The organism is Marinobacter sp., assembly GCF_048266785.1.
Lineage (GTDB): Bacteria > Pseudomonadota > Gammaproteobacteria > Pseudomonadales > Oleiphilaceae > Marinobacter.
In genome coordinates this window covers 513941-526832 of sequence record NZ_JBLWYX010000001.1, presented here as the reverse complement: position 1 = coordinate 526832, position 12892 = coordinate 513941, and the positions used below count along the sequence as shown (strand labels likewise).

Genomic DNA, 12892 nt, shown 5'->3' with positions numbered 1-12892 from the left:
CTATTTAGGTAATATAACCCCCTTCAACAAACCCCAGGGCGGGCTGATGACCAACAACGGCGAACTCAATATCCCTGATATCCCGGCACTATCCGGGACGACGACACAGGAATACGTATATGAACGCCTACGCAACGCGATCATGTTGGGCGCGATCGAACCCGGCACTTCGCTGACGATGCGCGGGTTAGCTGAATGCCTGGGCCTCAGCCCAACCCCTGTACGCGAGGCGGTGCGGCGGCTCAGCTCGGAACATGCGATACAGATCAAAGACAATCGGCGTATGACAGTGCCTTTGATGACGCTCGACCGCTTTGAAGAATTGGTTGCACTCCGCGTCGCGATCGAGGTCCATACAGCCCAACGCGCGTTGCCCTATATGTCGGATGTCATCATCGAAAAGTTGACGGAAATGGATGACAGGATGGACGGCTTCGTCTCTGAAAGAGATCTGGATCAACTAACTTTGTTGAACCAGGATTTTCATCGCACCTTATACACGGTTAACCCGGCCCAGGCCTCAATGCCGATCATTGAAAGCATCTGGCTGCAGCTGGGTCCGTTCCAGCGCCAGGTCCTCACGCGGGTCACCGAATATTACGAGATTGATCGCCACAAAGAGATTCTGGCAGCGCTGACGACCCGCGACGCAACTGCGCTGCAAGATGCCATTACCAACGACATCAGAGACGGCGTTCTGAAGTCCGGCCGGAGCCTGCTTGCCGTCATAGAAGCGGCATGACGGTTTTCAGGCCATGTTAGCCTGTTCAACCGTGTTGGCCGTCTGTTCCGGGACTCAGTGGCCGGCAGCCAAGGCGTCAAATGTGGTGACCTCGCCGGGGCTGTCGGGTTCGTAACCCGGCACGCCGTTGATGCGATCGATCAATGCCGGGGATTTCATAAGCGCTGTCAGGTCTGCAAGTGTGGCGGGAGGCAGGCGATCCTGGCGGTAGATCAGCATGTAGTGCTCGCTGGCCATTTCAATAAAATTCAGGTTGAACTGCTCGGCAGCAGCCTGTACCCCAAATCCAACTTCCGCCATCCCCGACGCTACGAAGGCTGCAATCGCCGTGTGGGTGAACTCCTGCTGAGAAGTGCGGTTGATACTGTCCCCGGCAACATCTTGCTGCTTCAGTAAAAGATCAAAGAGAACCCGGGTGCCGGAGTGACGGTCACGGCTGATGAAGCTGAGGCCGGAGGTGCTCAGATCCTGCAACGTGCGGATGTTCTCGTGTTCGCCTTTGCGCATCATCAAGCCTTCGCGCCGGGTAACAAAACGGATAAGGCGGTGCTCATGACCGTTCAGGTGCTTTTTATAGTGGCTGATAATCTGCCGGGCGAGTGACGGGCAAGTGGGCAGGTGAAAACTTGCGATATCACACTCTCCGCGATTCAGGGCAGAAAGCGCTTCTTCCGGGTTCCGGTACTGCAGGTTGATGTTTACCTGCTCCGAGAACTCTGGCAGCAAGGCAACCGCGTAGCCGTGGCTTGCGTGCAGGCGCAGAGTGGGTTGGGCGCCGGCTAGCAACTGCTGAACCTGATCGTTCAGCTCCGCAGCCATGCTGTCGATTTGTGGGCCAAGCCGAGCGGTTACACGGTGCTCTGCCCACAGTAGTTTCTCCCCCAAAGCAGAAAGCTGGCTGCCATGGCCTTTGCGCATGATGACCAGTGGCATGCCCAGAATATCGGTACCCCGGTTGAGTAAATTCCAGGCGTGCCTATAGGAAATGCCGACTGCGGCGGCGGCAACGGTGAGCTTGCCGGTATCGCGGATGCTCGCCAGCAGGCGAAACAGAACGGGCTCGAAGAGTTCGTCAGTATCGGTGCGGAATACCCAGGCCGGGGATATGGTCAGTTTCCTGTTATGCATTCTTGTTCATATTCCGTACCGGAGCCTGGAGTGCTAATTTGGCGTAGTTGAGTGTTTTGTTACTGTATCAGAATAAAAACAGGTAGGAACAGTCATGCATATGTCAGAGAGAGCTGATCATAAAACAGTGCCCGTTGCCGGCGACTGGAGCCCTGACATGATTCGCCAGGAAGTCGCAGCCCTGCAGCACGGACCCGGTGCGCTTTTACCCATTTTGCATGCCATACAGGATCGCATCGGCTACGTACCCGAGGGTGCCGTACCCATCATCGCTGAAATGCTGCAGCAAACCCGAGCCGATATTCACGGGGTTATCAGCTTTTATCATCATTTTCGCACCCGCCCGGCGGGCAGCAACGTGCTGGAAGTGTGCCGTGCCGAAGCCTGCCAGGCCCGCGGCGGGCGGGCGCTTGAACGCCACGTTCAGGAAAGGCTGGGCGTGGGCTACCACGAAACCACCGCCGATAACGAGTTCACGCTCGCGCCGGTGTATTGCCTGGGCAACTGTGCCTGCGGGCCGTCTATTCGCGTGAACAATGACGTTATCGGCCGAGTGACCCCACAGAAATTTGATCAGCTGGCGGACAAACTGACAACGTCTGTCCTTCAGCTAAAATAAAAGCAGGAGCGAGTTCGATGACAACAACAATTTATGTGCCCTGCGATACCACAGCCCTTTCTTTAGGTGCCGACCGGGTTGCGCAAGAGTTACTGCTCGCAGCAGCAGCGCAGAACCTGGATGTAAACCTGGTGCGTAATGGCTCACGCGGGCTGTTCTGGCTCGAGCCATTGATTGAAGTGCAAACGCCTTATGGCCGCGTCGCTTATGGCCCGGTGGAGCCGGATCAGGTGGAAGAACTGGTGGTTGCTGGCTTGTTTGAGGGTCATCCCGATCACCCCTTGTATCTGGGTGACATTGCGCAACACCCTTACCTGCAGCAACAGCAGCGCCTTACGTTTGCCCGAATTGGCATCACTGACCCGATCTGTATTGAGGATTACATTGCCCACGGTGGTTTCGCCGGCCTGAAGAAAGCCGCTGCGCTCGCGCCCCAGTGCATTGTGGGTGAAGTAAAGGCCTCCGGCCTGCGCGGTCGCGGCGGCGCGGCCTTCCCCGCGGGGATAAAATGGCAGACCGTATTGGACGAACCTCAAAACCAGCAAAAATACGTGGTGTGCAACGCCGACGAAGGCGATTCCGGCACCTTTGCCGACCGCCTGGTGATGGAATGCGACCCTTACATGCTGATTGAGGGCATGGTCATTGCCGGCCTGGCGGTGGGTGCTACTCTGGGTTTTATTTACGTACGTTCGGAATACTTACTGTCCAAGAAGATGCTGGACGAAGCCATCCGCACCGCTGAGGCCCACGGTTATCTGGGCGATAACGTTTGCGGCAACGGCCGTTCGTTCCGTCTGGAAGCGCGGCTCGGCGCAGGCGCCTACATATGCGGCGAAGAAACCTCCCTGCTGGAAAGCCTTGAAGGGAAGCGTGGGCTGGTGCGTTCCAAGCCGCCGCTGCCCGCCATCAAAGGTCTGTTTGGCCAGCCCACGGTGGTAAACAACGTGCTGTCGCTGGCGGCGGTGCCATACATCTTGGCCCACGGTGGCAAAGCTTACGCCGATTACGGCATGGGCCGCTCGCTGGGCACCCTGCCCATTCAGCTGGCCGGTAACATCAAGCAGGGCGGCCTCATTGAGCTGGCCTTTGGCGTGACCCTGCGCAAAATCCTGGAAGACTTCGGCGCTGGCACCTTTACCGGCCGGCCAATGAAGGCCGTGCAGGTGGGTGGTCCGCTGATGGCTTACATGCCCGAAAACCAGTGGGACACACCGATGGATTATGAAGCTTTTGCCAAACTCGGCGCGGGCATTGGCCACGGCGGTGTGGTGGTGTTTGACGACACCGTGGATATGGGCGAACAGGCCCGTTTTGCCATGGAGTTCTGCGCTGTTGAATCCTGCGGAAAATGCACCCCTTGCCGGATTGGCTCGGTGCGTGGCGTGGAAGTGATTGATCGCATTCGTGCCGGTGAGAACCGCGATAACAACCTGGTGTTGCTGGAAGAGCTGTGTGAAACCATGGTGGACGGCTCACTTTGCGCCATGGGCGGTATGACGCCCTTTCCGGTTCAGAGCGTGATGAAACATTTCCCCGAAGACCTGATGGCCAGCCCGCGCCCAGTGGAGGCTTGATATGTTGCACTATTATGATCCGCGCACCGAAAGCTACCAGCCCGGCAAGAACGGCCTGAATCCCGACGTTGATTACGGCACGCCAGTTAGCCTGTCAGAAGCATTGGTATCCATTTCGGTCGATGGCCGTGACATCACCGTACCGGAAGGCACCTCGGTATTGCGCGCCGCAGCACTGGCGGGCATCAACATCCCCAAATTGTGTGCCTCCGACAACCTGGAAGCCTTTGGCTCCTGCCGCTTGTGTGCGGTGGAAATTGAAGGCCGTCGCGGCTATCCGGCCTCCTGCACCACACCGGTAGCAGAAGGTATGGCCGTTACCACCCAGACCGGCAAGCTGGCGAAACTGCGCCGTAATATCATGGAGTTGTACATCTCCGACCACCCGCTGGATTGCCTGACCTGCCCGGCCAATGGCAACTGCGAACTGCAGGACGTGGCCGGCGTGGTGGGCCTGCGGGAAGTGCGCTACGGGTTTGACGGCGAGAACCATCTGGACGCTGAAATTGACGATTCCAACCCGTATTTCAGTTTCGATCCCAGCAAGTGCATTGTCTGCTCACGCTGCGTGCGAGCCTGCGACGAGGTGCAGGGCACCTTTGCGCTGACCATCGAAGGCCGCGGCTTTGACTCCAAAGTCGTCGCCAGCCAGAACGATCCGTTCATGGATTCCGATTGCGTATCCTGCGGTGCCTGCGTACAGGCTTGCCCTACCTCCACGCTGATGGAGAAGAGTGTGATCGACGCCGGCCAGCCTGAGCACAGTGTGGTTACTACCTGCGCGTACTGCGGTGTGGGCTGCTCGTTCAAGGCCGAAATGAAAGGCGATCAGGTTGTGCGCATGGTTCCCTACAAAGGCGGTGAGGCCAACCACGGCCATTCCTGCGTGAAAGGCCGGTTTGCCTTCGGCTACGCCACCCATAAAGACCGCATCAAAGAGCCGATGATTCGCGAGACCATCAACGATCCGTGGCAAGTGGTGTCCTGGGACGAAGCGCTGGCGTTTTCCGCCAAAAAACTCAAAGGCATTCAGGCCGAGCATGGCCGCGAAAGCATTGGCGGGATTACCTCCTCGCGCTGCACCAACGAAGAAACTTATCTGGTGCAGAAGCTCGTGCGTGCGGCCTTCGGCAACAACAACACCGACACCTGCGCACGGGTATGCCATTCCCCTACCGGCTACGGTTTGAAAACTACACTGGGCGAGTCTGCCGGCACCCAGACCTTCGATTCGGTGATGAAGGCCGACACCATTGTGGTGATCGGCGCCAATCCAACCGATGCGCACCCGGTTTTCGGCTCGCTGATGCGTAAGCGCTTGCGCCAGGGCGCCAAACTGATCGTGATTGATCCGCGCCGTATTGATGTGATTCACACGCCCCATGCTGCTGAAGGCCTGCACCTGCCGCTGCGCCCCGGCACCAACGTGGCCATGGTGAACGCACTGGCCCACGTGATTGTGACCGAAGGGCTGGAAGATCAGGAGTTCATCCATAACCGTTGCGACACCGAGGCCTACAACGCCTGGCGCACGTTTATTGCCGAGGCGCGTAATTCCCCCGAAGCCATGGAAGCGGTAACCGGTGTAGCGGCAGACAAAGTACGCGAAGCCGCCCGCCTTTATGCACAGGCAGACAACGGCGCCATCTACTATGGCTTGGGAGTGACCGAACACAGCCAGGGCTCTACCATGGTGATGGGCATTGCCAACCTGGCCCTGGCCACTGGCAACATTGGCAAAGAAGGCGGCGGCGTAAACCCGCTGCGCGGGCAGAATAACGTGCAGGGCTCCTGTGATATGGGGTCCTTCCCCCACGAGCTGCCCGGCTATCAGCACGTGAGCGACCCGACGGTGCGTGAGCGCTTTCAGGCTGTCTGGGGTGTGCCCATCGACAACGAGCCGGGCCTGCGCATTCCGAACATGTTCGATGCCGCCATCGCCGGGTCGTTCAAAGCGCTGTACGTGCAGGGCGAGGACATTGCCCAGTCAGACCCCAACACCCAGCATGTGGAATCGGCTCTGAGAGCCCTGGATTGCCTGATTGTGCAGGACATCTTCCTGAACGAAACTGCCAAGTTCGCGCACGTGTTGCTGCCTGGCTCCACCTTCCTGGAAAAGAACGGCACCTTCACCAACGCCGAGCGCCGCATCAACCGCGTGCGTAAAGTGATGGAGCCCATTGCCGGCATGGAAGACTGGGAAGTGACCATGGCGCTGTCGAACGCCTTGGGTTACCCCATGCACTACAACCATCCCTCTGAAATCATGGATGAAATTGCCTCATTAACACCCACCTTCACCGGTGTAAGTTACGACAAGCTGGAACAGCTGGGCAGTATCCAGTGGCCCTGCAACGATGAGCACCCGGAGGGCACGCCCACCATGCACACGGTGGACTTCCCCATCGGCAAAGGCAGGTTTGCGGTCACCGAATACCTGGCCAGTGAGGAGCGAGCCGGCCGCCGCTTCCCGCTGTTGCTGACGACCGGACGCATCTTGTCCCAGTACAACGTTGGCGCCCAGACCCGCCGCACCAGCAACAGGGATTGGCATGAAGAAGACGTGCTGGAACTGCACCCCAGCGATGCGGAACTGCGCGGCGTAAAAGACGGCGACTGGCTGGGCATCAGCAGCCGCGTAGGCCATACCGTGCTGCGGGCAAAACTCAGCACCCGCATGTTGCCGGGAGTGGTTTACACCACTTTCCATCACCCGAGCAGCGGTGCCAATGTGGTCACCACCGACAATTCCGACTGGGCGACCAACTGCCCGGAATACAAGGTAACGGCCGTGCAGGTAGAAAAAGTGTCCCAGCCGTCGGATTGGCAGCGCAACTTTGTGGACTTCAACAAGCGCCAGCAGGCCTTGCTGAAGCCGGCCATGGAAAGCGGGGAAGACAGCCATGCAAACGCACTCAAGTAATCAGGGGCCAGTTGCCATGGCTGATACACCCGCAAGCATTTCACCGCCGATGAGTGAGGCCCGGGTGAGTGTGCGCGGTGGTATTGAAGGCGCCCGGTCCCGCGATCTGATTGCAGAAGAAATTCCGGTGGCCATGGTTTACAACGGCGTGTCCCACGCCGTGATGATGGCTTCACCCTGCGATCTTGAAGATTTTGCCCTGGGTTTCAGCCTGAGCGAAGGCATTCTGCAGCGGCCGGACCAGCTGTTCAGCGTCGAGATAAAGCCGGGTGAAGACGGTATAGAATTAGACATGCACATTGCCGGCGACTGCTATGCCCGCCTGCGGGAGCAGCGCCGCAATATGGCCGGCCGAACCGGCTGCGGGCTCTGTGGCACTGAATCCCTGACCCACGTGGTACGAACCCTCAAGCCGGTGGCGCCGCAGCCAATCCCCGGCGACGAAGCCGTTCAGGCCGCACTGCAAAATCTGAAAAAGCACCAGCCGTTGCAACTGCAAACCGGAGCCACCCACGGTGCCGCCTGGTGCGACACCCAAGGCCGGATTGTTCAGACCCGGGAAGACGTAGGCCGCCACAACGCGCTGGACAAGTTGATCGGTGCCCGCCTGCGCGAATATGGCGATCAGGCCTTTGGCGAAGGCTTCGCGCTAATTTCCAGTCGCGCCAGTTTTGAAATGGCACAGAAAAGCGCCAGTGTAGGCATATCAACTCTGGTGGCAGTATCCGCCCCCACTGCCCTGGCCATCCGCGAGGCCCGCAAAAGCGGCATGAACCTTATCGGCTTCGCCCGCCCCGGCCGCCACGTAATCTATGCAAGCTGCGATGACACTGCGCAGGAGAGCACCTTGTGAACGATCACCAATTAAACAACCTGATCAAAATGCTCGACCAGATTATCGCCAACAACCTGCACCATGGTGACGACGATAAGGTAACCGACGTGGCTGCCGACCACCTGCATAAGTTCTGGGCCCGCAGCATGAAGCAACAAATCATCGCCTACGCCAGCGAAAACCCGGCAGAGCTGTCTGCATTAGCCCGATCGACTATTGCCAAGCTGGAGGCCGCGCCGGAGTAAACACCGCATCAAACCAGGTTTAACTGTTTTAACAATTCATGTTTTAATACTGCGCTACAGCTGCACGATGTTTATATTGATAGCCTTCAATGCTGGGCCAAAGCCATGCAAGGTACGTACGTTGAGCTTGTTGAAACGCGGATAGATACTGCTGATCTGGAAATCGGCATGCATGTCATCCGGTTGGATAGACCCTGGGAAGAAACAGACTTTCTCATGCAGGGCTTTATTATCAGAGACCTGAACGAAGTCCACGCGTTGCGTCTTCAATGTGATTTTGTGGTTATACAAGGCGTAGCCGAGAAAAACCGGGAACCCAGAGAGAAGGTTTCCAGCCCGGGTCGTCTGGCAGGTTTTTTCAAGCCCAAACAGAAGCCTGTGCAGCCGCCGAAACCCGGCTCCGCCCGGACAGTCCCCCGAAAGCGTGTTTCCTACATAAACCAGGTGAGCATGAGTCGGGAATTGCAAACGGCGACCATGCGGTTTGAAGACGCTCAGAGCACGGCCAAATCCATCATGTCCGGTTTGCGCATCAGCCGCACGCTGGATATAAACAACGCCCGAACGGTTGTGAATAGTTGCGTAGAGAGTGTGCTGCGCAACGAGAACGCCTTGATGCTGCTCACCAAGATCAAGAACCAGGATGAGTATACCGCCGAGCATTGCATCAACGTTTCCATTCTGGCCGCAGCGTTTGGAAAATCTCTGGGTATGATAAAGGGCGAAATTGAGAATTTGGCACTATGCGGCCTGCTGCACGATGTTGGTAAAACCAGAATTCCGAACGAGGTTCTGAATAAGCCAACCAGCCTGACCGACGACGAGTTTGCGTTAATGCGAAACCATACGATTCACGGTCGCACCATTCTCATCAGCACCGGAGCCCCCCTGCAAAGCGCTGTGGACGTGGCCTTCTCGCATCACGAGCGAATAGACGGCAAAGGCTATCCAAGAGGGCTACCGGCGGAAAACATACCCTACTTTGCAAAGATCATCGCGCTGGTGGACACCTACGACGCGATTACCAGCACGCGTGTTTATCAAAAAGCCCTGGCGTCCATGCATGCTCTGGAGATCATCCACAATAATCGCGGAACCCAGTTTGATACTGAGCTGGCTGACGCGTTTATTCAGATGGTGGGCGTTTATCCACCCGGATCCATCGCCGAAATGGTGAACGGAGAAGTGGGGATCGTGATCGAAAGCCATGCGCTGCACAAACTCAAGCCGAAGGTGTTAATGGTTCGGGATGCGGACAAAACACCGGTAGTCTCTTTCAGGATATTGGATTTACAGGCGGCTCCAAAAGACGATAACGGAATGGTCTACCAAATCGCCAAAGAGGTGCCAGACGGGACTTACGGTATTGTACTGCAGGACTTCGTGAAGGAAGGTTTGATCGTAACAGCGCCTTTGTCTTCGTTTGATACAGAATAGAGCACAAGTGGGAGTATCCTCTGGTAGGCGATAAGTTGCCCGAAGGTTGACTTGGCTGTGGTTCCGACCGGGACTCCCGCGGTTTTCTGGCCCGCGGTTATCGCGTTACTGCCTTTGACGCCTCCGACAAACTGGCCGGCCTTGCCCCCAGGGCCATAAGCCACCCCGTTTCCGTTCGCACGTTTGATCAGGTTAGCGAATACGAGGCCTACGATGGCATCTGGACCTGCGCCTTGCCGCAGTTTGAGAAAATGGCGATCTGGCAAACCGCTGACCGGGGCGGGATGAGTGTTGGGTGAATGGGGTTTGTCAAAAATCCTAGAGTGGCTCGACGTATGAAGCGTCATTTATCCATCCAATCTCACAGCCTCCCAAACTCCTCACTGTATGAAAAGACGGTCACGGTGCCAGCGCATAAATTCTGGCGATGGTGAGAACTTATCTGGCAGTTCAATTGTGGTTCCGCTTCGCTCAAGAAACGTCTCGCGTATGTGATTATTGCTTTGCTGTTTTTCCAATTCCGATGAAATCATTAACCTGTAATCATCGGCGAACGTGATTAAGCCGATATCAAAGGCTCGATCATAAAATGTGCTGAGACACAGGCCGTTACGAGGGTTTAGACGATTATGCTCGTCTTCGGCCCACGGTTTAATGTGGCTAGCCACTAGAAAACGTGTGTCTGCGATACCCGTAACGCAACATTGATAGTCGTACGCAGAAAGCACCGCTGTACGAAATAGGTTTTGGCTTTTGCGGCGCTGGATGACCGAAGAGATGGTTTCACCACGGTAGCTGTTAAGCTCGATAGCTTCTTGTTCATTGGGTGTGGCCGAATCCAGGCTCTCCAGAGCCATCACTATTTTGGGCATGATTCGAGAGGGGGTTTGGCTAAACTCTTGCCATAGATCTCGATCTGCTTGCGAGGCTCCTGCAAGTCCTTTGCGCCCAGAGCCGGTGATAACCGGATCCAGGCTTGCGAGATTGCTTAGCTTCATGGCAACAGAGCTGGGTGAGCGCTCAAGCTTGAATGCGACCTCAATAATTCGAGGATGGCGCTGATGAAATTTTCCAAAGGGAAGCTCGCAGTAAAGCCCCAGAGCAACCAACAGATCAAATTCCGACCATGCCTTTCTCGTCGTCATGCCGTTACCTTCGCCAGAACGCTTGAATTTAGCCCCTCAATGCAACTTCAACCTAGGCTGCATCGCCCGGCTTATCTTGTCCATAAACCAGATCACGCCGGTGCGTAGAAAGCCGTGCAGCGCTACCTGGTGCATGCGGTACAGCGATACATAAAACAGCCGGGCCACCTTGCCTTCAATGTACATGCTGCGGCCAGAAAGGTTGCCCATCAGGTTGCCTACGGTGGTGTAGTGGCTGAAGTTGATCAGCGAGCCGTAGTCGTTGTAAACGAAGGGCACGGCGTCTTTGCCTTCCAGCCGGTTGCACAGGGACTTAAACAGGGCATCGGCTTGCTGGTGCGCGGCTTGGGCGCGGGGGGCGACGGGTCTGTCAGAATTCGGTTGCGGGCAGGCGGCGCAGTCGCCGAAGGCGAAAATGTCAGAATCCCGGGTGGTTTGCAGGGTCTGGTGCACAATCAGTTGATTGCTGCGGTTGGACTCCAGGCCATCCAGGTCGGCGAGAAACGCCGGCGCTTTTATGCCTGCAGCCCAGATGGTCATTTCCGAGGGCAGCTCGGTGCCGTCTTTGAGTACCACAAGGCCGGGGCGGATTTCGCTTACGGGTTGGCCGTTAAGAACTTTCACATGTTGGCGCCCAAGTTCCTTGGTGGCCGCTGCCGAGAGCCGGGCTGGCAGTGCCGGCAGAATGCGGTCGGCGGCTTCAATTACGGTGATGGAGACATCGGAGGCTTTCAGGTGGTTCATGCCGTACACCGGCAATTCGCGAGAGGCTAACCGTAGCTCTGCTGCCAGCTCAACACCGGTGGCGCCGGCACCTATAATGCTGATGTTCAGCATGTGATCACCGCCTTGCCGAGCTTCGTGGTTTTTGCGCAAAAACGCATTGAGCATCAAGTTGTGGAAGCGGCGGGCCTGTTTCAGGCTGTCGAGGAACAGGCAGTGCTCCTGTGCGCCGGGGGTACCGAAATCGTTGGCGGTACTGCCGACGGCTATCACCAGGGTGTCGTAATTCAGGTGGCGCTCGGGAACCACTTCGTTGCCTTCTTCATCGAGAAAAGGCGCGATCACCAGTTTTTTGGTTTCACGATTCAGGCCGCTCATGCGCCCCAGCTGGAATTCGTAGTGGTGCGTGCGGGCGTGGGCCCGGTAGTTTATTTCATTGGAATTGGCGTCCAGCGAGCCGGATGCCACCTCGTGCAGGAGGGGCTTCCATACATGGGTCAGCCCTGCGTCAACGAGGGTAACGCGAGCTTTGCCCTTTTTGCCGAGCTTCCTGCCCAGGCTGGTAACAAGTTCGAGGCCGCCGGCACCGCCACCGACGACAACAATATGATGAAGGTTTTCCATAGCAATCCAACCTGTAAGTAAAGAAAGCCAAACACTCTTTCAGAAAAACGCTTGGCTGTCGTCACTGGAGCCTGTTTACAAGGTAGGATACTAATGCTGCCCGAATAATACTAACGTGCTCCGGACAACCGGCACAATTGGTCGGAACACCTATTGATCATTCGACATACACAGCAAGAGACAGGAAAGTATGAAAGTAGCAGTTTACTGTGGTTCCCGTTCAGGTAACGAGCCGCAATACGCTGAAAAGGCCAGAGAGCTGGGTGAGTACTTCGGTAATAACGGTATAGACCTGGTGTTTGGCGGCGGGCACGTCGGCCTGATGGGTATTATTGCTGACGCGGTTCTGGCTAGCGGCGGCAAGGTTTATGGCGTTATCCCGGAACATTTGTTGAATCGGGAGCTGGCACACTCGGATCTTACCGAGCTTTTTGTTGTGAGCAACATGCATGAACGCAAGGCGAAGATGGCGGAGTTGGCCGATGGCTTTGTCGCCCTGCCGGGCGGTATTGGCACGCTGGAGGAAATCTTTGAGGCCTGGACTTGGGGGCAGCTCGGTTTTCACCAGAAGCCGTGCGCCTTCTATAACGTGAAGGGTTTTTACGACTCGTTGTTGGAGATGATTAAAACCATGGTGGCCTCTGGCTTTGTTAAGCAGCAATACCTCGACATGATTGTGCTGGCGGATACACCGACAGAACTGGTTGATGGCTTCAAGGCCTACGTACCGCCTCGGGAAAAGTGGACCTGAGCAAGCGTGAGCGCCTGACTGAATTCAAAGCCGGCTGACTTTGCCCATCAGTCGGCCCAGGTACAGTTGACTTTGGGGGCGTTGGGGTGCGGCCAGTCGCAACCACCTCGACGGTGATATCCACGCGCACCGCCAGATAGCTT

11 protein-coding genes are annotated in these 12892 nt (G+C 56.8%); 8 read left to right on the top strand and 3 right to left on the bottom strand.

Annotated features, from left to right (window positions below; genetic code table 11):
- Positions 1-46: 46 nt before the first annotated feature.
- Positions 47-742, top strand: a complete 696-nt coding sequence (locus ACN0V1_RS02465) for a GntR family transcriptional regulator (protein WP_417543462.1) — start codon at positions 47-49, stop codon at positions 740-742.
- A gap of 54 nt (positions 743-796) precedes the next feature.
- Here the strand turns inward: ACN0V1_RS02465 and ACN0V1_RS02460 are convergent, their stop codons facing one another.
- Positions 797-1870 carry a substrate-binding domain-containing protein gene (locus ACN0V1_RS02460; RefSeq protein WP_417543461.1) on the bottom strand — a complete coding sequence of 358 codons (1074 nt, stop codon included), beginning with the start codon at positions 1868-1870 and terminating at the stop codon, positions 797-799.
- 94 nt (positions 1871-1964) lie between these two features.
- Between ACN0V1_RS02460 and ACN0V1_RS02455 the strand changes: the two genes are divergently transcribed.
- The 6 genes from ACN0V1_RS02455 (at position 1965) to ACN0V1_RS02430 (ending at position 9506) form a co-directional block, all read left to right on the top strand.
- On the top strand, positions 1965-2489 hold the full coding sequence (locus ACN0V1_RS02455; protein WP_417543460.1) for a formate dehydrogenase subunit gamma: 525 nt from the start codon (positions 1965-1967) through the stop codon (positions 2487-2489).
- Positions 2490-2506: 17 nt separating this feature from the next.
- On the top strand, positions 2507-4066 hold the full coding sequence (locus tag ACN0V1_RS02450) for a formate dehydrogenase beta subunit (RefSeq protein ID WP_417543459.1): 1560 nt from the start codon (positions 2507-2509) through the stop codon (positions 4064-4066).
- A 1-nt stretch (position 4067) separates the two neighbouring features.
- A complete protein-coding gene (fdhF, locus tag ACN0V1_RS02445; protein ID WP_417543458.1) occupies positions 4068-6989 on the top strand; it encodes a formate dehydrogenase subunit alpha in 2922 nt (973 codons plus the stop codon).
- 16 nt (positions 6990-7005) lie between these two features.
- Positions 7006-7842, top strand: a complete 837-nt coding sequence (gene fdhD, locus ACN0V1_RS02440) for a formate dehydrogenase accessory sulfurtransferase FdhD (protein ID WP_417543457.1) — start codon at positions 7006-7008, stop codon at positions 7840-7842.
- Complete coding sequence (locus ACN0V1_RS02435) at positions 7839-8069, top strand: formate dehydrogenase subunit delta (protein ID WP_417543456.1); 231 nt, start codon at positions 7839-7841, stop codon at positions 8067-8069. Before fdhD ends, ACN0V1_RS02435 begins: the two co-directional genes overlap by 4 nt.
- Positions 8070-8174: 105 nt before the next feature.
- Complete coding sequence (locus tag ACN0V1_RS02430) at positions 8175-9506, top strand: HD-GYP domain-containing protein (protein ID WP_417543455.1); 1332 nt, start codon at positions 8175-8177, stop codon at positions 9504-9506.
- A gap of 380 nt (positions 9507-9886) precedes the next feature.
- Here ACN0V1_RS02430 and ACN0V1_RS02425 read toward each other — a convergent pair whose 3' ends face one another.
- Together ACN0V1_RS02425 and ACN0V1_RS02420 are read right to left on the bottom strand one after the other, a co-directional pair.
- Positions 9887-10651 carry an HNH endonuclease gene (locus ACN0V1_RS02425; protein WP_417543454.1) on the bottom strand — a complete coding sequence of 255 codons (765 nt, stop codon included), beginning with the start codon at positions 10649-10651 and terminating at the stop codon, positions 9887-9889.
- A gap of 36 nt (positions 10652-10687) precedes the next feature.
- A complete protein-coding gene (locus tag ACN0V1_RS02420) occupies positions 10688-11998 on the bottom strand; it encodes an NAD(P)/FAD-dependent oxidoreductase (RefSeq protein WP_417543453.1) in 1311 nt (436 codons plus the stop codon).
- Between the two features lie 190 nt (positions 11999-12188).
- On the opposite strand from ACN0V1_RS02420, the gene ACN0V1_RS02415 reads away from it, so the two are divergent.
- Complete coding sequence (locus tag ACN0V1_RS02415) at positions 12189-12749, top strand: TIGR00730 family Rossman fold protein (RefSeq protein WP_417543452.1); 561 nt, start codon at positions 12189-12191, stop codon at positions 12747-12749.
- Positions 12750-12892: the final 143 nt, after the last annotated feature.